This window comes from Lutibacter sp. (genome assembly GCF_041596795.1).
Classification (GTDB): Bacteria; Bacteroidota; Bacteroidia; order Flavobacteriales; family Flavobacteriaceae; genus Lutibacter.
Window position 1 is genome coordinate 1 of record NZ_JBFHHX010000008.1, and the last position, 21,585, is coordinate 21,585.

The following is a 21,585-nucleotide window of genomic DNA, read 5'->3' on the forward strand; positions in this document are numbered from 1 at the left end:
ATAAAATCATTCAACCCACAAAATCCAAAATCTATGGCTTTGCGTACGCACAGTCAAACTTCTGGATGGAGTTTAAGTGAGCAAGATCCATTTAACAATGTTGCCAGAACTTGTATTGAAGCAATGGCTGCTGGTTTAGGTGGAACGCAAAGTTTACACACAAACGCTTTAGATGAAGCAATTGCTTTACCTACAGATTTCTCTGCTCGTATTGCACGTAATACCCAAATATTTATTCAAGATGAAACGCAAATTACAAAAGCAGTTGATCCTTGGGCTGGTTCTTATTACGTAGAATACTTAACACAAGAAATTGCTAAAAAAGCGTGGAAACTTATTGAAGAAGTTGAAGAATTAGGCGGAATGGCAAAAGCTATTGAAACTGGAGTTCCTAAACTTCGTATTGAAGAAGCTTCTGCACGTAAACAAGCACGTTTAGATTCTTGTCAAGATATTTTAGTTGGTGTTAATAAATTCCAAACTGCAGAAAAATCAGACATTGAAATTTTAGAAGTTGACAATACTGTTGTTAGAAATTCGCAAATTGAGCGTTTGAAAAAACTAAGAGCAAATAGAGATCAAGCAGTTGTTGATAAAAACTTAGCAGCATTATCTGCTTGTGCAGAAACTGGTAAAGGAAATTTATTAGCTTTAGCTGTTGAAGCAGCTGAAAATTTTGCTACTTTAGGTGAAATTTCTGATGCTTTAGAAGTTCATTTTGGAAGACATAAAGCTGATACTAAATTAATAAGTGGCGTGTATAGTAAAGAAGTAAGTGACGATAGTACTTTTGCAAAAGCTCAAAAATTAGCTGATAAATTTGCAGAAATTGAAGGTCGTAGACCAAGAGTTATGATTGCTAAAATGGGTCAAGATGGTCACGATAGAGGTGCAAAAGTAGTAGCATCAAGTTTCGCTGATTTAGGTTTTGACGTAGATATGGGATCATTATTCCAAACTCCAGAAGAAGTTGCAAAACAAGCTGTTGAAAACGACGTGCACTTTGTTGGAGCATCTAGTTTAGCTGCTGGTCATAAAACATTAATTCCTCAATTAATTGGTGAATTAGAAAAACTTGGAAGACCAGACATTATGGTTTTTGCAGGTGGAGTTATACCAGCACAAGATTATGACTATTTATTAGAAAGAAAAGTAGCAGCTATTTTTGGTCCTGGTACTGTTATTTCTGAATCAGCCATAAAAATTATGGAATTATATTTAGAGCAAGATTAATGCTATAAATTATAACTATTGAAAACTGCTTAAAAGGTGAAATTTCGTCAACCTGAACTTGTTTTAGGTTCACATACTGATTCAAAATCAATATGATGAGATTCTGAAATAAATTCAGAATGACGATTTTATAACTACTTTTTAAGCAGTTTTTTCTTTTTACAAGTATTAAGTTTTAGAACACTATTTTTGCACTTTAAATTAAACTATGGATTTTTCAAAAATAAAATTGGTTGTTACGGATATGGATGGAACTTTGCTAAACTCTAAAAGCGAAGTTAGCGAGCATTTTTTTGATATTTATAACCAATTAAAAAAGCAGAACATACAGTTTATTGCAGCAAGCGGTAGACAATATTTTAGTATTGTAGATAGGTTTCAAACTATAAAAGATGAAATTACTATTATTGCAGAAAATGGTGCATTTTCAATGCAAGGAAATAAGGAGATATTTTCTACTGAAATCCCTAATGAGTATATCTTAAAAAGCATCAATATTTTAAGAACTTTAAATAATGTTCACATTGTTTTATGCGGAAAAAACTCTGCCTATATAGAAACTAAAGACGAACAATTTATTAATATGTTCAAAAATTATTATTCTGAATATTCTGTTGTTGACGATTTATCTAAAGTTACAAATGATACCTTTTTTAAAATTGCAGCATATCATATTAAATGTTCAGAAACCCACATCTACCCTTCAGTAAAACATTTAGAAAGCCAAATGCAGGTGATTGTTTCTGGTGAACATTGGTTAGATATTTCTCATAATAATGCTAATAAAGGCTACGCTTTAAATATTCTTCAAAACAAACTGGGAATTACCAAGCAAGAGACTATGGTTTTTGGCGATTATAATAACGATTTAAAAATGTTGGAATTAGCTGACTTTAGTTTTGCAATGGAAAATGCGCATCCAAACGTAAAAAAAGCAGCAAACTATCAGACAAAAAGTAATAACGAATTTGGTGTTGAATTGGTACTTGAACAATTGATAAATTCAAGAAATCTAAAATAGTTTGTCATTTCTAAAAAGGCAGGAATCTAAAATTTACTTTATTGTAGTGAAAATGATGATTATGATGAGATCCTGAAACAAGTTTAGAATGACGACATCAAAAGTTAAAACGATTTTTTAAATTCTTCAATCATTGTTTCAGCTGCTTTTACAGGTGAAACTTTATTAGAAATTATATCTTTTTCTAAGGAAGATAAATGATTTTTAATATTTTTTGAACCATAAAACAATCGTTTTAATTCTTCATTAATATTGTTATACATCCATTGTATTTGTTGGTGATTTCTATTTTTAAAGAAATAACCATTTTCATCAACCAACATTTTAAACTTAGAAACCTCATCCCAAACATTAGAAATTCCAATATTTTTTATTGCAGAAGCGGTGCTCACAACAGGGCTCCAACCAGACTCTGATTGAGGAAATATATGTAACGCATTTTGATATTGTAAACGCGCCATTTCACTCATTCTAACATTATCACCATCAGCTTTATTAATTACAACCATATCCGCCATTTCCATTATTCCTTTTTTAATGCCTTGCAGCTCATCTCCTGCACCAGACAACATTAATAATAAAAAGAAATCTGTCATTCCATGAACAGCGGTTTCAGATTGCCCTACTCCAACGGTTTCAATTAAAATAACATCGTATCCTGCAGCTTCACACAATAACATTGTTTCTCCCGTTTTATTGGCAACACCTCCTAAAGTATCTCCCGATGCCGAAGGACGAATATAGGCTTCTTGCATATTTGCCAATTCTTCCATCCTAGTTTTATCACCTAAAATACTTCCTTTTGAACGCTGAGAACTAGGATCTATAGATAAGATTGCTACACGTTTTTCTTGAGTAATTAAGTATTTACCAAAAGCTTCAATAAAAGTACTTTTTCCAACTCCAGGAACCCCAGTAATTCCAATTCTAATAGAGTTTCCAGAATGTGGCAATATTGCCTGAACAATTTCCTTAGCAAGTAGTTTATCTGTTTCTAAATTGCTTTCAATAATGGTTATTGCTCTCGACAGCAAAACGCGGTCTCCTGCTAAAATTCCTGAAATATATTGTGCTGCGGTAAGTCTTCCTTTTGGCTTGTATGTCTTCATTAATTAAGGTCTAAAGGCTACAAAAAATAGCTTTTGATATAAAATTTGATAAAAAACAAAGATACGCATATTCATAAAAACACGTATTTTTTTACTGAATTTATTCAAGTAAAATTTAGCGTCAATTTATTTTCTGTCACCTAAAATTCTTAGTAAAAATAAAAATAAGTTAATAAAATCTAAGTATAAAGTTAGTGCTCCTAAAATGGCGTTTTTCTCCATACTTTCATCATTTTCAAAACCATTAATTGCCAATTGTTTTATTTTTTGAGTATCATAAGCTGTTAAGCCAATAAAAATAGCAACTCCTAAATAGGAAATAATCCACGACATAATTTCGCTTTGCATAAACATGTTAACTACAGATGCAATAATAATTCCTATTAAAGCCATAAATGCTAAGTTTCCAATTTTTGTAAGGTCACTTTTTGTATAATAGCCGTACAAGCTCATAGCTCCAAAAGTTCCTGCGGTAATTATAAATGTTGTTGAGATAGATGAGGACGTGTACGCTAAAAATATAACAGCCATTGTTAAGCCATTTAAAACTGTATAGGCCAAAAATAATAGCGTTGCATTGTATGAACTTAGTTTGTTTATTCTTGCAGAAATATAGCCTACCAAGGCTAATTCTCCTATAATTAATCCAAAAAATAAGATTTTACTTCCAAAAATTGCCTGAACCATAGTTTCAGATTGTGCAGTAAAATAAGCAACTACACCAGTTACTAACAGTGCAATTGCCATCCAGTTATATACTTTTGTAATATACACTGAAACATTTTGAGTTAAATCTAGCTGTTTTTGACTAAAATCAACGTTTTGAAAATTATTTTCCATAGTAATACATATGTTTTAAAAGATGAACAAATTTAATAAGTAAATTTAAACTATAGAGAAAATTTAAAAATCTTTATTCTTTAATTTTAAATTCATTCTAACAACTGGAATTAACACCCATAAAACTAGAATGGACATAGAAAGTACCATTCCTAAACTGGTTCCAAAAAATTTTCTGAATACAGCACCTGTATATCCTAATAAAGCAGAAATATCTAATTTTAATAAAATAAGAATTCTGGATAAATCAATTGGATTAAACATTGTGGCAAATAGTGAGAATTTATCTAACGGATATTCATCAAATAGGATTAATGATATTAAAAATATTCCATCGTAAATAACAGCTAAAAACAGCCACATTAAAATAGCATAGCCAAATCCTTTTATTTTATTTTCTGTAGAAAGAGCAATATTATACGATAGGGCAACAAAAATAAAATTCAAAAAAGAACCTACAACCAATAACAATCCAAAATTAAAAATTGCTGTAGATTTAAATAAGCCATACAGTACAAATGGTATACCTAAACCTAAAACCAAACTTAAGGTTAGTGAAATAGAAATACCCAAATATTGCCCCATAAAAATCTTTTTTCTGTTGATAGGTTGCGCTAATAAAAGTTCAGTAAATTCTCTAGAATTGTAGTAATACATAACGCCAAAAATGGTTCCAATAAGTGGAGTTAACACAATAATAATATTCATTAAAGTTATTACAGCTTTGTTTACATCATTATTTAAAAACAACAACACAAAACCTAATATTAAATAGAATAAAAAATACACGTAACTCCAACGGCTTCGCATTAAATCGTAAAAACTATATTTTAATATTTTAAGCATATTGTTTAGCTATTAAATTTGCAATTGCGTGTTCTAAATTATCGTTTTTAGTTTGCTCTTTTAACTGATTTACACTTCCTTTAAAATAAATTTTACCATCTAAAATAAACACAATTTCATCTGCCATTTCATCCACAAAACTCATAATATGTGTAGTGATTAAAATGGTTTTACCTTTCGCTTTTTCTTTTAGAATTAATTCTTTTAAATGAATTAAAGCAATCGGATCTAGTCCATTTGTTGGTTCATCTAAAATAATTAAGTTACTATCAAACATAAAAGTAAGCACAATATTTACCTTTTGTTTTGTTCCGCCAGATAAGTTTCCTAATTTTTTTTGAAGAGAATCTGTTAATCCAAAAAGTTTAATTAAATCTTGCTCATTAGACTGTTTTGGTCGTAAATTTTTAACCATTTCAATTAATTCAACAACTGTTAAATTTGGTGGGAAATTTGCAATTTGAGGAAGGTAATTAAGATCATTTCTATAGTCCCATTTTCTTAAAACACTTTTATTTTTATAGGTAATTTCTCCCTCATTAGGAATTACCATCCCTAACAAACATTTAATTAAAGTAGTTTTTCCTGAACCATTTGGACCTAAAATGGCAAAAATCCCTCCTTCTTTAATATTTAAATCAAGACCATTGAGAACCACCAATTTCCCAAATTTTTTATGTAAATTTTTAAAATCTATCATTTATAACTTTCATTATGGGTTTTTTATCCATTAAATCATCGGGTGTAAAAACTGGCGATACTTTTTCTGAAAAATTGATAATATCAACAAATAAGCTTCTTAATAAAACCAATGCTTCCGGAGTTTTATTTACAACATAAGAAAACAATTTTACGGGCCTGTATGGAATATCGCCTACGCCATCTTTATTTAAATCGTACCCAGTATATTCACTCCAATGGTTGTTTTCAAATTTATTATCGTTTACCTTGGTATTGTAAGCTAAATCTAAAGAGTTATGTAAAAAATCATTGCTTTCGAAAATATTGGCATAACAAGCACCTGCAATTTTTATGGCCCATCCGTTTCTTAAAAAAGTATTATTTTTATAATTAATTCTGGTACAACCTTCACCGTTAATTCCAATAGTATTTTCTTGAAAAACATTGTTGTAAATTTCGGCATCATAAATTTCCTTTAATAATAATCCATAAGAAGCGGAACCCCAATTTAGTTTAAAAACATTGTTATGCATGGTAATAAATTTACTAAACATAACTGCTACTCCAGCCCCATTATTCTCAAATATATTATGATGGTATACATTTTTATTTGAAAACATAAAATGCAATCCGTATCTAATATTATTATAACTTTTGTTTTTAAAAACTTTGCTATTTTTCACAAACTCAAAATAAATTCCATCTCGTAATCCAAAAGCAATATTATTATATACTTCCATTTCACTTCCATCCCAAATATGAATTCCATTTCCTGAACTAGCCTCACTTTTTCTATTACCTGATATGGTATTGTTTCGGATAATTCCTTTTTTAGATTTTTCAACTAGTAATCCAAAAAACACATTTTCTAAAATACAATCTTCAATAATAAAATTTGTTGCTCTAATTACTTTTATTGCAGCATAATCAATGGTATAACTCATTCCAACATTAATAATTTTAAGCCCTTTAATTTTAAAATTATCTGTTTCAAATATTATAATTCCTCCAGAATTTTCTCCATCAATAATAACACCTTTTTCTCCAGTTAAGGTTATTGATTTATTTATAACAATATTATTTTCTTTATAAATACCTTTTTTAAGAAGTATTTCGTCTCCGTTTTCAGCTTGTAAAACAGCCTGTTTTATGGTTTTTATGGAACATGAATTACAAACAGTAATTTGCTTTGCATGTAAAAAGGAAAATGAAAATAAGAAAAAGAAAATAATTGTATTTTTCATGATTATTTATCTGAAAGTCTTTCTTTTAATGTTGACCAGGTATAAATATCTCCTGAATATTTTTGCTGTAACTCCTCTGCTTTTCCCATTGAAGATACAGCAGATAGATTAGCTCCCATAGGACTTTTTATTTGTGAGCTAATTAAAAATGCTGCTGTTTTAGCATCAATCATTTCTCCAGGGCTGGCGTAATTTGCTACCAAAATAAAAGCTAAATCATCTTCATTTTTTTCGCTTAAATCATTTACCATACATTCTATGGCATCAAATTTAAATTGTTTTCCTTTTTTAGTAACATATTGTGCTGCATGTGTTTTATCAACAATATTCATTACACAAAAACTACATTGATCTTTTCCAAAATTAATTGCTTCTGGTTCAATTTTACATGAAATTAAAAGCAATAAAATACCTAATCCAGTAATTGGTTTGTAGAAATTAGTTCTCATTATTTCGATTTTTTTAGATTATAAATATACATTAAAACGAATATAGCGGATTCTTTACATCTTTGATTTAACATATAAATAAGTACTAGTTTTTAAGATTTTGCTTCTTTCTTTCCAACAAAAAAAGCTATAAAAGTTAAAAACATTCCTAAAAACATTAAGTAAGCGCCTAAACGAGGATAAGAATGTGCTTTAAAGTTTAAAATATCTTTTGAGCCAAATAATGGTGGTTGAAATCCCATTACTGATCCATCAGGGTTTTTAAACGTCATAATTGCTTTTGGGTCTAAGTTATGTCCATAATCATGTTCCCATAAATAAAAATCATACATTCCAGCAATTCCTAATAGTGTCATTATAACAAACCATCCTAAAAATAATTTATAGTTTCCAAAAAATCCAATAATAACACCTAGCGCAACCATAATTCCTATTGCCCAAGGAAATATTTTAAATTCAGGAATAGCTTCAGGAATGTATTGCATACCAACATAATGGTTCATTAAGTTAATATTTTTTATATCAAATTCATGAGTATCAACAAATTTATTAATATAAATATCCATACCTAAAGGAATTGGATATTGGGGAGCTTCTAAAGTAATGTTCCAAAGAGGAAACACAAATAGTCCTAACAATAATAGCGAACCTATTATCATTAATATTTTAGATTTTTTCATTCTTTTTTGTTTTAAGTTTTAAGTTAAAATCTGCTGAAAGTTAATTTTAAAACTTTTAATAAACTTGGATTCACAAGTTTCAAATTTTGGCTATTTTTATTAAAAACGGGCAAGACATTTTGACTTGCCCGCTTCTATTTATTTAAAAAAATCAATCAAAAACGAAAATTATTCTGCACCAATTGTATCACCATCAAGTGTAAAAGTAATAGGTACATTTGATCCTTTTGGAGAAACTCTAACATAACCTTGCATTTCTTGGTGTAAGGCCGAACAAAAATCTGTACAATAAAATGGCCAAACACCTACTTGTTTAGGTTCCCACACAAACGTTTCAGTTTGTCCTGGCATAATTAATAACTCCGATGTTTGTGCTCCAATCATTGAAATTCCGTGAGGAACATCATAATCTTGCTCTAAATTAGTTACGTGAAAATATACCTTATCACCTACTTGCACACCTTCAATATTGTCTGGAGAGAAGTGAGAACGAATCATTGTCATATAAATATGAACCTCATTTCCATTCCGTACAACCTTACCTTCTGCTTCAGATTTAGTTACATATTTATGCTTGTTTTCCTCTAACTTAAATATTTTTTTAGATCTTTCTTTTATTAATTCAGCGGGTATTCCTGCAGCATAATGTGGTTCTCCAATAGTTGGAAAATCTGATAGCAATTCCATCTTATCACCTGTAATATCGTACAATTGTGCAGATTGTGTTACCTCAGGACCTGTTGGTAAATAACGGTCTTTTGTAATTTTGTTCATTACTAAAGTATATTTACCAAATGGTTTTCTAGAATTTCCTCCAGGAATCATTAAGTGACCAGGAGAATAATAAGTAGGTTTTCTATCAACTACTTCCCAAGTACCTAATTTCCATTTTACAACTTCAGAAGAAATAAAGAATGTAGTATAAGCATATCCTTTTCCGTCAAATTCTGTATGAAGTGGCCCTAAACCAGGTTGTTTAACTGCTCCGGCTAAAATTTCTTCATACTTTAAAATTGGAATTCCGTACGCTTCACCATCAAACTTTTTACCTTCAATTGCAGCTAACATTTTTGTAAAGGAATGGGCTGTTAATTCGGCAGCCAATTTTCCATTTCCAATAATGTATTCACCAGAAGGATCAACATCACAACCATGAGGAGATTTTGGTGTAGGTAAAAAATAAATTGCGCCAGGAACATCAGCCGGATTCACAATTAAAACCTCTTTTTTCATTGTTGAAGTTGCACTATGTGTTTCATCGCTATAAACGTTATGCGCATAATTTGTTGGTGCTTTTGTTCCACCACCATTGTTTACATATTCTTCAATTTTTTTCCAATTAATAGCTGCAATAAAATCTTTATCGTTTTGCGATGCGTTTACTTCTAACAAAGAGTTTGCTTCCTCTGTATTATAGGTTGTAAAGAAGAACCATCCGTGAGATTTCCCTCTCCCTGGATGTGATAAATCGTAGTTAAAACCAGGCATCATAATTTGAAACTTAATATCCATTGCTCCATCTTTAGGATCTACAGAAATAAAAGTTAAAGCACCTTTAAAATTACCTTTGTATTCTTTAATTGGCATATCTCTTTGAGGATAAGGCACAGAAAAACGAGTTCCCGCCACAACATATTCGGTATTTTCAGTTACAAAAGATGAACTGTGATTACCTGCTGAGTTAGGAATTTCAATAATCTCGGCAGTTTCAAAAGTTGTTAAATCTATTTTTGCAATACGAGGCGTATTATTACCATTAATAAATACATAACGACCATCTAATTCACCTGCAGTTTGCGAAATGTCAGGATGGTGAGAATCATCCCAAGGAATAAATCCATGAGAAGTGTTTAACATTGGCTTTGTTTCTTCATTAAAACCATATGCTTTTTCTGCATCTACTGAAAAAACTGGAATTACTTTAAATAAACGCCCAGAAGGCAATCCGTAAACAGCTAACTGTCCACTAAATCCACCAGAAACAAATGCATAAAATTCATCATGTTCCCCAGGAGCAACATACACTTTTTCAGCGGCAGAGCCCGATAAAGCTCCGTGTTTTCCTTTGTCGCCTCCGTTACCACAACTACTAAGTACTGTTGATACTATTGTGAATGCTAATAAAGTTTTAAAAATTGTTTTCATACTATTATTTGTTTGTTTGTTGTTTTCCGTTTTACTTAAAGGTTTACTCTGCCACCTTTAAAGTTCTGAAGTATTCTAAAATTAACCTTGCTTCTTGCTCAGTTAAGCTTTGATTTGCCATTGGTGATAAATACTCTGCCAATAATTGTTTAGCAGTTGCATTTTCAGCAACCATTACTTCAGGGTTCAAAATCATATTCATAATCCATTCAGGAGTTCGTCTTTCGGTTACACCTGCTAAAGCTGGCCCAACAAAACGTTTATCTTCTTTATGGCAAGCAGAACACTTAGATTTAAATAACTCATGACCTTGATCTACCATTGCTTGATCAATTTCTCCTAAGGTAATACTTTTAATAGGTCCAATTCCTTTATCTTTCATTGGGTCCACTTCAGCAACTTCTTCTTTTGTCTCCTCTTGAGGCCCTGTTGCTTTATCATCTTTTTTTCCATCACTACCACAGCTTACTACTAATGCCATTATTACTGTAAATACAAATACTTTTAATTTCATTTTTTTAGGTTTAATTTTGATTTATTTAATTACTCTGTTGGAACTAATACGTTATCAATTACGTGAATCCAACCATTACTTACTTGTACTGTTTTTAAAATTTTTGTTCCACCTACATAAATTCCATCTTCTTTTTCTTCAACTATTAAATATTTACCAGAAGCCATATATAATTTACGTCCTTTTTTTGCTTCTTTAGACAATTGTGTATCTGGATAATTTGCCGGAGCCACATGATTTTTTAAAATCATTCCTAATTTTGATTTATTTTCAGGTTTTAATAAATCTTCTACAGTTCCTTCAGGTAATTTATCAAATGCAGCATTAACGGGTGCAAAAACAGTTAATGGCCCTGCATTTACAAGTGCATCTTCAACTCCGGCTGCATGCACTGCTACTACCAATGTTTTAAAATCATCTAAAGATTCTGCTACTTGTAAAACATTTGCAGCTGAAACTGTATCTATCACAGCTGACTGTCCTTGTTTTGTTTGTTCAATTTCTGGCGAATTAGTTTTGTTGGTTGATTTTTCTCCTCCTTTACCGCACGAAACAACAAAAAGCGCTAATACAACTAAAAACGTGGTAGTTAAATTAATTTCTCTCATGGTATATATTATTAACGTACTTAATTAATTTCACAAATATATACTGCCGAAATCGTTTTAAATATGACAAAAGTCATTTTTATATGATTTTCGGATATTTTTATCTTTTTTTATGTTAAGCATATTACAAAACTTATAAAAAATAATATTTAATTTTACCTTGTAAGGGTTTAAAAATTATTCGACAAAAAAACTGACTTAAATTTAAAGAAAAAAAATGAATAATTCATTAATTGAAAATAGTTTAACAAAATCATTTACTTATTCTGAGTACCGAACTAAAATTAAAAGTTTATTAGCTGAAGGATTATCAACAGGAGCAGAACAATCTGAAGACTTATTAAACTACAGTTTATTAAATGATAAACGAATGGATAGGTTAGATAAAACTTTAAAAATTTCCGATGAAACTTTACATTCATTAAATCAACTTCATAAAAAATTTACTTTTTTAGTAATTGCCGAAGGTTGGTGTGGAGATGCTGCTCAAATTATTCCAATTTTAAACAAGGTAGCTGAAGTATCTGCAAACATAGATTTAAAAATTGTTTTACGTGATGAAAATGATGCGTTAATGAATCAGTTTTTAACTAACGGAAGTAAATCTATACCAAAAACAATTATTATTGACGAAGATAAAAACGTAGTTAATTCTTGGGGACCGAGACCTGAAATTGCAACTAAAATGGTACAAGATTATAAAGCTAAAAATGGTGTAATTGATGCTGAATTTAAAAAGGATTTACAAATTTGGTACAATAAAGACAAAGGAAACAGCACTCAAAAAGATTTAATAAAACTATTACAAGCTTCATAAGTTTATACTACTGTTATTTTCAATACCTTTGCCAAAATTAAAAAAAAATGACAGTAGGTTTTAGTACTATTCCAGAAGAAGCGAAAATTTGGGTTTTCCCATCAAACAGAAAATTTTATCCACAAGAGATTGAAGAGATTTCTAAAAGCGTTGAAACATTTTTAAACAACTGGAAAAGTGATAGAGATCCTATTGAATGTTCGTTTTTAATAAAACACGATAGGTTTATTATTATTACAGCTAATGATACTGAATATAATTTAAGTTTAGAAGCTCAAGATACTTTAACTTCTTTTATTATTGAGTTAGAAAAAAAATACGAAGTTGTTTTGCTAGATAAAATTAATGTTTGTTATAAGCAGGGCGAATTTGTACAATACAAAGATATTGTTGAGTTTAAAAAAATGATAAAAAATAAAGGTGTTTCTGATAAAACAACGGTATTTAACAATATGATTACTGTTAAAGAAGAATTACGCTACAATTGGGAAATAAATATAATGGAAAGTTGGCTAGGACGCTTGGTTAAATAATTTAATTCAATACTTTTTCTATATATTCCAATGGTTCCATTGCGTTTTTAACATTAAATTCTCCAATTTTTGTTCTACGCAATTTAGATAAATAACCACCAGAATTTAACGCTTTACCAAAATCATTTGCTAAAGAACGAATGTATGTTCCTTTACTACAAACTACTCTAAACTGTACTTTTGGCAATTCAATTTTAGTAATTTCAAATTCTGAAATTGTAATTTGTCTCGATTTTATTTCAACCGTTTTTCCTTCACGAGCTAAATCATACAATCGCACACCATCTTTTTTTAAAGCAGAAAACATAGGTGGAACTTGTGCTATTTCACCTATAAATTGTTCTGTTGTTTTTTTAATTAAATCTTCAGTTATATGATCTATTGGAAAAGTAATATCTACTTCAGATTCCATATCGTAACTTGGTGTAGTTGCTCCCAAGGTAATTTCACCCGTATATTCTTTTATTTGCCCTTGATATTCATCTATTTTTTTAGTGAAGCTTCCTGTGCAAATAATTAACAAACCACTTGCTAAAGGATCTAAAGTGCCTGCGTGACCAACCTTTATTTTTTTTAAATTAAATTTCTGACGAATGTGCCAACGAATTTTATTCACTACCTGAAAGGAAGTCCATTCCAAAGGTTTATCAATTAACAAAACTTGTCCGTTTTTAAAATCGTCTTCGGTAAGCATTAAATAATTGTTAAAGGGTAAATGAAAAAATGTATGATTAAAAGTGCAATTCCAAAAATAATTCTATAATATCCAAAAATTTTAAAACCGTGTTTGCTTAAATAATCTATAAACGATTTTATAGCAATCATAGCCACAATAAAGGCAACAATATTTCCAACAATTAAATAATTTATTTGTTCTCCAGATAAAAACAAACCATTATTAAAATAATCGAACAGTTTTTTTGAAGTTGCTCCTAACATTGTTGGAACTGCTAAAAAAAACGAAAACTCGGCTGCTGTTTTTCTAGTTAATTTCTGAGTCATTCCACCAACAATTGTTGCGCCACTTCTTGATGTTCCAGGAATCATTGCTAAACATTGAAACAAACCAATTTTAAAAGCAGTTGCATAGCTTATTTCCACGTGTTCGTTTGGGTTTTCTTGGTCTATAACTTCATTGCTTTTAAACCAATCATCAACTTTTAAAAGTATTACTCCACCTAAAATCAACGAAATTGCAACAACTAACGGGCTTTCTAATAAACCATCAATAACATCATTAAAAAGTAATCCAAAAAAAACTGCAGGTATAAAAGCTACTAATAGTTTTAAATAAAAATCTAAGCTCTGAAAAAAACGTTTCCAATATAAAGCTACAACCGCCAATATTGCTCCTAATTGAATTACAATAGTAAACAGTTTGGTAAAATCATCATTTGCTATTTTCATAAATGACGACGCTATAATCATATGTCCAGTTGAAGAAACAGGTAAGTATTCTGTAATTCCTTCAATAATGGCTAAAATAATTGCTTCAATAAAATTCATTCTTATTTTTTTGATTTTGCCATTATTGCATAAATTTCAATAGCTAAACCAATTAAAACAAGTGTAGGTGCTAATCGAATTCTTTGGAAATTATAAATTTCTTCATTAAAAACATTCGGGTCATCACTACCTCCGCCAGCCATTAAAATAAATCCAACAGCAATAAATACTACTCCAATAAGCATTATTATATAATTTCTTTTACCAAATAAAAATTCATTTTGGCTATTTTGATTTTTTTCTTTCATCTTATTAGTAATATAATTCATCTGTTCTTAAATTTAAAAACCTTTGAGTTGCAAAAAATGTACTTATCCAAGTTATTAATAAACCAAGTCCTATTATTGCTGCAAACAACATTGCTAACATTTCATAATCCGACAATAATTCAATTTCAGGAACCATTTTATTCATGTATAAAATAAAACCAACCAAGCCCATAATTGCAACCAAGGCTCCAATAAAACCTAGTTTCATACTTTGAATAATAAACGGAATGCGAATAAACCCTTTGGTTGCACCAACCATTTGCATTGTTTTTATAGTAAAACGCTTAGAATAAACAGATAAACGAATAGAGCTATTAATTAAAACAACGGCAATTAAGGTAAATAATCCGCTAAATAATAGCATCCAAAAACTTAAACGTGTAATATTTTTGGTTAATAATTCTATTAAAGGTTTATCGTAAGAAACCTCTGCAACAATACTTCTTATTTTCAAATTTTGTTCAATTTCAGCCATTTTTTCAGGCGTTACAAAATCTGATTTTAAAGATACATCAATAGCGTCTTTTAAAGGATTTTCACCTAAAAAATCTAAAAAATTTTCGCCAATTTCTTCGCTATATTTTTTTGCTGCTTCAGATTTGGAGATAAATGTAACTGAATTTGTATATTCCGCTTTCTCTAATTCTGCTTTTAAAATTTTAATATCGTCATTATTGGCATTGTCTTTTAAAAACACAGTTATTGCAACTCTTTCTTTAAAGTGTTTTGTTATACTGTTGGTTTTTAAAACAATAAGTCCCAAAATCCCTACTAAAAAAAGTACTAAAGCAATACTTATTATTACTGAAAAGTACGAAGATCTTAATCGCCTTTTTTGATATTTTTCAAATGATTTGTCCAAAAGTAATTAGTATTAAAATAGGCTGCAATATACAAATTTGTTGTTAGTTGGTACTTTTTGATTTTTAGTTTTTTATGAGAAATAATATTAAAATATATTTTATTTAAAATCATCAAAAAAGAAAATTGAAATTTATGTACTTTTAACTATTATCTTTGCACTATGGAAACAAACAGACAAAAAAAAATAGCAGGTGTTTTACAAAAAGACCTAGCCGAAGTATTACAACACGCAGCGCAAGATGGAATGAAAGGTGTAATTATATCTGTTAGTAAAGTAAATGTTACATCAGATTTATCAACGGCAAAAGTATACCTTAGTGTTTTTCCACAAACAAATAGAGAAATTATATTAAAAGGTGTACAAGAAAATACCACTACAATTAGATACGAAATGGCGCGCCGTACAAGAAATCAATTAAGACGTATGCCTGAATTATTCTTTTATATTGATGATAGTTTAGATTATATTGAAGATATTGACAATGCTTTAAAAGGTAAAAAAGAAAACCCAATTAAAAATCCTGATATTTTAGAAAAGCGCCAGAAACGATAAATGAATTTTCCTTTTTACATTGCTAAACGATATTTATTTTCTAAAAGCAGCAACAATACCATCAATATTATCACTTTTATTGCGGCCATTGGTGTAGTTATTGGAACTTTAGCTTTGTTTATTGTTCTTTCTGGTTTTTCTGGACTTCGAGAATTTAGCATTGGCTTTTTAAATACTTCAGATCCTGATATTAAAATTACTTCAGAAAAAGGAAAATCGTTTTTATTTACCGATACATTACAATTAAAAATAAAAAATCAACAAGGCATTGCATCGTATTCAAAAGTAATTGAAGAACGTGCTTTTTTTGAATTTCACGAAAAAACTCACATAGCGTACATTAAAGGTGTTGATGTAAATTACACAAATGTAAATAGTATAGATACAACGGTGTATGTTGGTACATGGCTGCAAGAAGAAATTCCTTACGGAGCAGTTGTTGGAAACGGAATCTCCTCCATTTTATCAGTTGGTGTTTTCGATTTTTTAGAACCGTTAAAAATTTATGTTCCTAAACCAGGATCTGGGTATATAACAAATCCAAATAATGCTTTTACAGAAATTCATACGCAACCAATTGGTGTTTTTGCCTTAACAGATGATATTGACAAAAAATATACTTTTACATCATTAGAGGTTGCTCAGGAATTATTAGGTTATAAACCTGAACAAATTTCTGGTCTCGAATTAAAAGTAACTTCAATTGAAAATCGCACAAAAATTATTGACGAATTAAAAACCGCTTTCGGAAACAATTTTAAAGTGGAAACCCGAGAGCAATTAAATGCTGTATTTTATAAAATGCTAAATACTGAAAATTTAGCATCGTACTTAATTTTTACACTTATTTTAATAATTGCGCTGTTTAACGTTATTGGCGCAATAATTATGATGATTTTAGATAAAAGAGACAATTTAAAAACATTGTACAATTTAGGAGCAACCGTAAAAGAAATTAAACGCATATTTATACTACAAGGTTTTTTACTCTCGGTAGTAGGACTTATTATTGGACTTACTTTAGGAATTATTTTGGTATTGCTCCAAAAAGAATATCATTTATTTATGATTACTCCTAACCTAGCCTACCCAGTAGAATTTAATTATACCAATGTATTTACGGTTATAATCACAATCTTGATTTTAGGCTTTTTTGCTTCTAAAATTGCAAGTAGCAGAATATCAACCAAATTAGTAGAGTAATTTTAAATCCTATAAAGGTTAAAAAAATCAATCTACAATCTTTATTTTATAAATTTATTTCATAACTTTAAAGTTATTAACCACTTAACAACAAATAGTACACAAAAATTAAAACATCTTTTAAAAAATTTGTTTTTAATTTAAAATAGTAATTGTTGTTAAATATACACCCCTCTTATAGTTTTATAAATATTATCTATAACATTTATAATGTTGATAGTGATAATTTATATTAAATTTGAAATAAAAAAAATAAAATATATTATGAGCGATTCAAAAGAAGGTAAATGCCCTGTTGATCACAGTCAATTTACAAATAAACCAGAAACTACTGAAACTGGAAAATGCCCAGTAATGCACGGAGGAAATACTTCGGCAGATAAAACTGTTATGGATTGGTGGCCTAACGCATTAAATCTTGATATTTTACACCAACACGACACTAAAACCAACCCTTTTAATAATTTTAATTATAAAGAAGAATTAAAAAAATTAGATGTTGAAGCCCTAAAAAAGGATGTTCACACTTTAATGACAGATAGTCAAGAATGGTGGCCAGCTGATTGGGGACATTATGGTGGTTTAATGATCCGAATGGCATGGCATTCAGCTGGAACATACAGAACTGCTGATGGACGTGGTGGTGGTGGAACAGGAAACCAACGTTTTGCGCCACTTAATTCTTGGCCAGACAACGTTAATTTAGATAAAGCAAGACGCCTACTTTGGCCAATTAAGAAAAAATATGGTAATAAAGTAAGCTGGGCCGATTTAATTATTTTGGCAGGAACCATTGCCTATGAAAATATGGGGTTAAAAACCTTTGGTTTTGCTTTTGGTCGTGAAGATATTTGGCATCCAGAAAAAGACACGTATTGGGGAGCAGAAAAAGAATGGTTAGCACCTAGCGATAGCCGTTATGAGGATGTAGAAAATCCATCAACTATGGAAAATCCTTTAGCAGCTGTTCAAATGGGATTAATTTATGTAAATCCAGAAGGTGTTAATGGAAAACCAGATCCGCTAAAAACTGGTCAGCAAGTGAGAGAAACCTTTAAAAGGATGGCAATGAATGATGAGGAAACAGTTGCTTTAACTGCCGGAGGACATACGGTTGGAAAAACACATGGAAATGGAGATGCTAGTATTCTTGGACCAGATCCTGAAGCTGCAAATGTAGAAGAACAAGGTTTAGGTTGGCATAATCCAAATAAAACAGGAAAAGGTCGTTATACAGTAACCAGTGGTTTAGAAGGTGCTTGGACAACAGAACCTACAAAATGGGATAATGGCTTTTTTGAAATGTTATTTAACCACGACTGGGAATTGCGTAAAAGCCCAGCCGGAGCTTGGCAATGGGAACCTAAAACCATAAAAGAAGAAGATAAACCTGTAGATGTTGAAGATTTTTCTATTCGTCATAATCCAATGATGACAGATGCAGATATGGCTATGAAAGTAGATCCTATTTATAAAGAAATATCATTAAAATTTAAAAATGATTTTAATGCTTTTTCTGATGCTTTTGCACGTGCTTGGTTTAAATTAACGCACAGAGATATGGGACCAAAATCTTGTTATTTTGGACCAGATGTTCCAAAAGAAGATTTAATTTGGCAAGACCCAATTGAAAATGGAAAAAAAGAATATGATGTAAAGGCAGTTAAAGAAAAAATTGAAAAATCAGGTTTAAGTATTTCTGAAATGGTATCAACTGCTTGGGATAGCGCAAGAACTTTTAGAGGATCTGACAAACGAGGAGGAGCAAATGGAGCCAGAATACGATTAAGTCCACAAAAAGATTGGGAAGGAAATGAACCTAAAAAATTAGCTAAAGTAATTTCTATTTTAGAACCAATTGCAAAAGAATTTGGTATTAGCATTGCTGACACTATTGTTTTAGCTGGTAATGTTGGTATAGAAAAAGCTCTAAAAAATGCTGGTTCAAGTATTCAAGTTCCATTTTCACCAGGACGAGGAGATGCCTCTCAAGAAATGACCGATATTGAATCTTTTGAACCACTAGAACCTAAAGCTGATGGATTCAGAAATTACTTGAAAAAAGAATATGTTGTAAGTCCAGAAGAATTATTATTAGACCGATCTCAATTAATGGGATTAACTGCTCCAGAAATGACAGTTTTAATTGGAGGATTACGAGTAATTGGAACAAATTACAACGAAACAAAACACGGAGTTTTTACTGATAAAATAGGTGCTTTAACAAATGATTTCTTTGTTAATTTAACAGATATGGCTTATTCTTGGAAACCAACAGAAAATGGAATTTATAATATTGTATCTAAAAAATCTGGAGCAGTAAAATGGACTGCAACCCGTGTAGATTTAGTGTTTGGATCTAATTCAATTTTACGTTCTTATTCAGAATTTTATGCACAAGATGATAATAAAGATAAATTTATTAATGATTTTGTACAAGCTTGGGTAAAAGTTATGAATGCCGATAGATTTGATTTAAAATAAATAAAATAACTATCTATTAAAAAAAGCATTTTGGTAAAATCCAAACTGCTTTTTTTTATTTCTTTATGTAAAAATTAACTCGGTTTTTTAAAAGTATACATTTTACTTTCACTATCACTCACTACATAAATTAAGTCGTTTACAACCACAATTCCTTCTGGTTTTTTAACAGGTATTTTATAAGAACCAAGTAATTTTCCTTTCTCATTTATTTTATAAATAGATTCAGATTCATCACTTACCAGCCAAAAAACATTGGCTTTAGCATCATAACAAATACCAGCCAAATCCTTTGCAAATGAAATTTTAATAGTTTTTAAAACTTCCCCTTCTTCAGAAACCCTAATTAATTCTTTAGGTGATTTTTCGTTTAACAAATAATAGGAGTTGTTTTTAGAATTAAAGCACACTCCTTCTAAACCACTGTTCTTATCCTTTTGCTTTCCCTTAATTTTAGTTTTAAACAACCTATTTCCTCCAGCATCAACTTTTATCAAAGTCCTTTTAACTTCATCAACAACAACAAAATTCCCAAAATTATCAACAGTAATTCCCTCTAAACCAGTTAAATTAGTGGCAATTTCACCTACAACTTTACCATGTAAGTTAGTTTTATAAATAAAATACTTTCTATCACTTACTATATATAAATGATTGTTATAAAAAGCAATTCCAGAAGGTTCTGAGATTTTTAATTTAACTTTAGCTATTGGTTCTAATAGTTTTTTAACTTCAGAAACATTTCCACAAGATAAAAAAGAAACAAAAATAAATAAGGCAATAGTTTTAAATTTCATCCTTTAAAATTAAGCAAACTTTTGCAACACTTCATCAAAAGCATTAAAAACATCTTGTGCAGAATCTGAAGTTACCATTTTCATTCTGTATTCTTTAAAATCAGGAATTCCCTTAAAATAATTTGTATAATGACGACGTGTTTCCATTACACCTACAATTTCATTTTCTTTCCAATCAATTTCCATTTGCAAATGTCTCCTTGCCATTTCTACACGTTCTGCAATAGTAATTTCTGGTAAATGTTCACCTGTTTCAAAAAAGTGTTTTACTTGTTTAAAAAACCAAGGATTACCAATACTTGCACGTCCAATCATAGCACCATCTAAACCATATTTATCGCGCATTTCCATTGCTTTTTCAGGTGAATTTACATCGCCATTTCCAAAAACAGGAATATACATTCTAGAATTGTTTTTCACCTCAGCAATTGGCGCCCAAGTTGCACTTCCTTTATACATTTGAGCACGAGTTCTACCGTGAATAGAAATGGCTGCACAACCAACATCTTGCAAACGTTCAGCAACCTCAACAATTTTAATAGAACTTTCATCCCACCCCAAACGCGTTTTCACAGTAACAGGTAATTTAGTATGTTTTACCATTGCATCGGTTAAACTTACCATTAAATCAATATCTTTTAAAATTCCAGCTCCAGCACCTTTACTTACCACTTTTTTTACCGGACAACCAAAATTTATATCAATAATATCAGGATTAGATTGCTCTACAATTTCCACTGTGCGCAACATAGATTCTAAATTTGAACCAAATACCTGAATCCCAACCGGACGTTCTTTTTCGTAAATATCTAGCTTCTTTCTGCTTTTTGCAGCATCACGAATCAATCCTTCACTCGAAATAAATTCCGTATACACCACATCCGCACCTTGTTCTTTACACAACGCTCTAAACGGCGGATCACTCACATCTTCCATTGGAGCTAACAACAACGGAAAATCACACAATTCTATATTTCCTATTTTTACCAAAGTCAAAAATTTTGGCAAAAATACTAATTATTTTCTATTCCTCATTTATTTGAGCGTTCCCTTACAGGTCGTGCTTTTCGCTATATCTTTTTAAAAACTTTACTCCGTTTTGTTTTAAAAAAGGATGTCGCTGCAATCACTAACGCGGTTTTCAGCCAAAACTTTACTCTTATAAACTCATCAATATCCTTTTAGAAAA

At 30.2% G+C, this 21,585-nt stretch carries 23 protein-coding genes; 7 read left to right on the forward strand and 16 right to left on the reverse strand.

Annotation, left to right across the window (positions count from 1 at the left end; genetic code table 11):
* Both ABY298_RS02010 and ABY298_RS02015 read left to right on the forward strand, forming a co-directional pair.
* Positions 1-1,233, forward strand: a 1,233-nt coding sequence (locus tag ABY298_RS02010) for a methylmalonyl-CoA mutase family protein (RefSeq protein ID WP_372744318.1), incomplete at its 5' end; no start/stop codon positions are given.
* Positions 1,234-1,441: 208 nt separating this feature from the next.
* Entirely contained in the window at positions 1,442-2,254 is an 813-nt protein-coding gene (locus ABY298_RS02015) for an HAD family hydrolase (protein WP_372744319.1), read from the forward strand.
* A 104-nt stretch (positions 2,255-2,358) separates the two neighbouring features.
* Here the strand turns inward: ABY298_RS02015 and meaB are convergent, their stop codons facing one another.
* The 10 genes from meaB to ABY298_RS02065 form a co-directional block, all read right to left on the reverse strand.
* Complete coding sequence (meaB, locus tag ABY298_RS02020; protein ID WP_372744320.1) at positions 2,359-3,363, reverse strand: methylmalonyl Co-A mutase-associated GTPase MeaB; 1,005 nt, start codon at positions 3,361-3,363, stop codon at positions 2,359-2,361.
* A 126-nt stretch (positions 3,364-3,489) separates the two neighbouring features.
* On the reverse strand, positions 3,490-4,203 hold the full coding sequence (locus ABY298_RS02025; protein ID WP_372744321.1) for a Bax inhibitor-1/YccA family protein: 714 nt from the start codon (positions 4,201-4,203) through the stop codon (positions 3,490-3,492).
* A 63-nt stretch (positions 4,204-4,266) separates the two neighbouring features.
* Positions 4,267-5,049 carry an ABC transporter permease gene (locus ABY298_RS02030; RefSeq protein ID WP_372744322.1) on the reverse strand — a complete coding sequence of 261 codons (783 nt, stop codon included), beginning with the start codon at positions 5,047-5,049 and terminating at the stop codon, positions 4,267-4,269.
* Positions 5,042-5,749, reverse strand: coding sequence for an ABC transporter ATP-binding protein (locus ABY298_RS02035; protein ID WP_372744323.1), 708 nt, complete (start codon positions 5,747-5,749; stop codon positions 5,042-5,044). Before ABY298_RS02035 ends, ABY298_RS02030 begins: the two co-directional genes overlap by 8 nt.
* Positions 5,736-6,974, reverse strand: a complete 1,239-nt coding sequence (locus ABY298_RS02040) for a nitrous oxide reductase family maturation protein NosD (RefSeq protein ID WP_372744324.1) — start codon at positions 6,972-6,974, stop codon at positions 5,736-5,738. The genes ABY298_RS02035 and ABY298_RS02040 overlap by 14 nt, the downstream gene beginning before the upstream one ends.
* Positions 6,975-6,976: 2 nt before the next feature.
* Positions 6,977-7,423: a nitrous oxide reductase accessory protein NosL gene (locus ABY298_RS02045; RefSeq protein ID WP_372744325.1), complete on the reverse strand. Its 447-nt coding sequence runs from the start codon at positions 7,421-7,423 to the stop codon at positions 6,977-6,979.
* 92 nt (positions 7,424-7,515) lie between these two features.
* Positions 7,516-8,103 carry a hypothetical protein gene (locus ABY298_RS02050; protein ID WP_372744326.1) on the reverse strand — a complete coding sequence of 196 codons (588 nt, stop codon included), beginning with the start codon at positions 8,101-8,103 and terminating at the stop codon, positions 7,516-7,518.
* A gap of 168 nt (positions 8,104-8,271) precedes the next feature.
* A complete protein-coding gene (gene nosZ, locus ABY298_RS02055) occupies positions 8,272-10,248 on the reverse strand; it encodes a Sec-dependent nitrous-oxide reductase (RefSeq protein WP_372744327.1) in 1,977 nt (658 codons plus the stop codon).
* Between the two features lie 43 nt (positions 10,249-10,291).
* A complete protein-coding gene (locus ABY298_RS02060; RefSeq protein WP_372744328.1) occupies positions 10,292-10,762 on the reverse strand; it encodes a cytochrome c in 471 nt (156 codons plus the stop codon).
* Between the two features lie 29 nt (positions 10,763-10,791).
* Positions 10,792-11,370, reverse strand: a complete 579-nt coding sequence (locus ABY298_RS02065) for a fasciclin domain-containing protein (protein ID WP_372744329.1) — start codon at positions 11,368-11,370, stop codon at positions 10,792-10,794.
* Between the two features lie 217 nt (positions 11,371-11,587).
* On the opposite strand from ABY298_RS02065, the gene ABY298_RS02070 reads away from it, so the two are divergent.
* Positions 11,588-12,187, forward strand: a complete 600-nt coding sequence (locus ABY298_RS02070) for a thioredoxin family protein (protein WP_372744330.1) — start codon at positions 11,588-11,590, stop codon at positions 12,185-12,187.
* Between the two features lie 47 nt (positions 12,188-12,234).
* Positions 12,235-12,720, forward strand: a complete 486-nt coding sequence (locus ABY298_RS02075) for an ABC transporter ATPase (RefSeq protein ID WP_372744331.1) — start codon at positions 12,235-12,237, stop codon at positions 12,718-12,720.
* A gap of 1 nt (position 12,721) precedes the next feature.
* Here ABY298_RS02075 and truB read toward each other — a convergent pair whose 3' ends face one another.
* Genes truB through ABY298_RS02095 form a run of 4 tightly spaced genes read right to left on the reverse strand, consistent with a single transcriptional unit; the run spans position 12,722 to position 15,357 of the window.
* Positions 12,722-13,414 carry a tRNA pseudouridine(55) synthase TruB gene (gene truB, locus ABY298_RS02080; protein ID WP_372744332.1) on the reverse strand — a complete coding sequence of 231 codons (693 nt, stop codon included), beginning with the start codon at positions 13,412-13,414 and terminating at the stop codon, positions 12,722-12,724.
* Complete coding sequence (locus ABY298_RS02085; protein ID WP_372744333.1) at positions 13,414-14,226, reverse strand: undecaprenyl-diphosphate phosphatase; 813 nt, start codon at positions 14,224-14,226, stop codon at positions 13,414-13,416. Before ABY298_RS02085 ends, truB begins: the two co-directional genes overlap by 1 nt.
* A gap of 2 nt (positions 14,227-14,228) precedes the next feature.
* Positions 14,229-14,474, reverse strand: a complete 246-nt coding sequence (locus ABY298_RS02090) for a DUF3098 domain-containing protein (RefSeq protein WP_372744360.1) — start codon at positions 14,472-14,474, stop codon at positions 14,229-14,231.
* Positions 14,475-14,478: 4 nt separating this feature from the next.
* Positions 14,479-15,357: a cell division protein FtsX gene (locus tag ABY298_RS02095; protein WP_372744334.1), complete on the reverse strand. Its 879-nt coding sequence runs from the start codon at positions 15,355-15,357 to the stop codon at positions 14,479-14,481.
* Positions 15,358-15,519: 162 nt separating this feature from the next.
* Here ABY298_RS02095 and rbfA point away from each other — a divergent pair, with 162 nt between their 5' ends.
* The 3 genes from rbfA (at position 15,520) to katG (ending at position 19,599) form a co-directional block, all read left to right on the forward strand.
* Complete coding sequence (gene rbfA / locus ABY298_RS02100) at positions 15,520-15,912, forward strand: 30S ribosome-binding factor RbfA (protein ID WP_372744335.1); 393 nt, start codon at positions 15,520-15,522, stop codon at positions 15,910-15,912.
* A complete protein-coding gene (locus ABY298_RS02105) occupies positions 15,913-17,115 on the forward strand; it encodes an ABC transporter permease (RefSeq protein ID WP_372744336.1) in 1,203 nt (400 codons plus the stop codon). It begins immediately after the preceding gene.
* Positions 17,116-17,379: 264 nt separating this feature from the next.
* Positions 17,380-19,599 carry a catalase/peroxidase HPI gene (gene katG / locus ABY298_RS02110; RefSeq protein ID WP_372744337.1) on the forward strand — a complete coding sequence of 740 codons (2,220 nt, stop codon included), beginning with the start codon at positions 17,380-17,382 and terminating at the stop codon, positions 19,597-19,599.
* Between the two features lie 74 nt (positions 19,600-19,673).
* Here katG and ABY298_RS02115 read toward each other — a convergent pair whose 3' ends face one another.
* Together ABY298_RS02115 and dusB are read right to left on the reverse strand one after the other, a co-directional pair.
* On the reverse strand, positions 19,674-20,396 hold the full coding sequence (locus ABY298_RS02115) for an SdiA-regulated domain-containing protein (RefSeq protein ID WP_372744338.1): 723 nt from the start codon (positions 20,394-20,396) through the stop codon (positions 19,674-19,676).
* A gap of 9 nt (positions 20,397-20,405) precedes the next feature.
* On the reverse strand, positions 20,406-21,386 hold the full coding sequence (gene dusB / locus ABY298_RS02120; protein WP_372744339.1) for a tRNA dihydrouridine synthase DusB: 981 nt from the start codon (positions 21,384-21,386) through the stop codon (positions 20,406-20,408).
* Between the last annotated feature and the right edge of the window lie 199 nt (positions 21,387-21,585).

What these genes read in the sequence shown, in the direction of transcription:
- ABY298_RS02015 (WP_372744319.1), top strand. Translation starts at nt 1,442, where the DNA reads ATGGATTTTTCAAAAATAAAATTGGTTGTTACGGATATGGATGGAACT.
- meaB (WP_372744320.1), bottom strand. Translation starts at nt 3,363, where the DNA reads ATGAAGACATACAAGCCAAAAGGAAGACTTACCGCAGCACAATATATT.
- ABY298_RS02025 (WP_372744321.1), bottom strand. Translation starts at nt 4,203, where the DNA reads ATGGAAAATAATTTTCAAAACGTTGATTTTAGTCAAAAACAGCTAGAT.
- ABY298_RS02030 (WP_372744322.1), bottom strand. Translation starts at nt 5,049, where the DNA reads ATGCTTAAAATATTAAAATATAGTTTTTACGATTTAATGCGAAGCCGT.
- ABY298_RS02035 (WP_372744323.1), bottom strand. Translation starts at nt 5,749, where the DNA reads ATGATAGATTTTAAAAATTTACATAAAAAATTTGGGAAATTGGTGGTT.
- ABY298_RS02040 (WP_372744324.1), bottom strand. Translation starts at nt 6,974, where the DNA reads ATGAAAAATACAATTATTTTCTTTTTCTTATTTTCATTTTCCTTTTTA.
- ABY298_RS02045 (WP_372744325.1), bottom strand. Translation starts at nt 7,423, where the DNA reads ATGAGAACTAATTTCTACAAACCAATTACTGGATTAGGTATTTTATTG.
- ABY298_RS02050 (WP_372744326.1), bottom strand. Translation starts at nt 8,103, where the DNA reads ATGAAAAAATCTAAAATATTAATGATAATAGGTTCGCTATTATTGTTA.
- nosZ (WP_372744327.1), bottom strand. Translation starts at nt 10,248, where the DNA reads ATGAAAACAATTTTTAAAACTTTATTAGCATTCACAATAGTATCAACA.
- ABY298_RS02060 (WP_372744328.1), bottom strand. Translation starts at nt 10,762, where the DNA reads ATGAAATTAAAAGTATTTGTATTTACAGTAATAATGGCATTAGTAGTA.
- ABY298_RS02065 (WP_372744329.1), bottom strand. Translation starts at nt 11,370, where the DNA reads ATGAGAGAAATTAATTTAACTACCACGTTTTTAGTTGTATTAGCGCTT.
- ABY298_RS02070 (WP_372744330.1), top strand. Translation starts at nt 11,588, where the DNA reads ATGAATAATTCATTAATTGAAAATAGTTTAACAAAATCATTTACTTAT.
- ABY298_RS02075 (WP_372744331.1), top strand. Translation starts at nt 12,235, where the DNA reads ATGACAGTAGGTTTTAGTACTATTCCAGAAGAAGCGAAAATTTGGGTT.
- truB (WP_372744332.1), bottom strand. Translation starts at nt 13,414, where the DNA reads ATGCTTACCGAAGACGATTTTAAAAACGGACAAGTTTTGTTAATTGAT.
- ABY298_RS02085 (WP_372744333.1), bottom strand. Translation starts at nt 14,226, where the DNA reads ATGAATTTTATTGAAGCAATTATTTTAGCCATTATTGAAGGAATTACA.
- ABY298_RS02090 (WP_372744360.1), bottom strand. Translation starts at nt 14,474, where the DNA reads ATGAAAGAAAAAAATCAAAATAGCCAAAATGAATTTTTATTTGGTAAA.
- rbfA (WP_372744335.1), top strand. Translation starts at nt 15,520, where the DNA reads ATGGAAACAAACAGACAAAAAAAAATAGCAGGTGTTTTACAAAAAGAC.
- ABY298_RS02105 (WP_372744336.1), top strand. Translation starts at nt 15,913, where the DNA reads ATGAATTTTCCTTTTTACATTGCTAAACGATATTTATTTTCTAAAAGC.
- katG (WP_372744337.1), top strand. Translation starts at nt 17,380, where the DNA reads ATGAGCGATTCAAAAGAAGGTAAATGCCCTGTTGATCACAGTCAATTT.
- ABY298_RS02115 (WP_372744338.1), bottom strand. Translation starts at nt 20,396, where the DNA reads ATGAAATTTAAAACTATTGCCTTATTTATTTTTGTTTCTTTTTTATCT.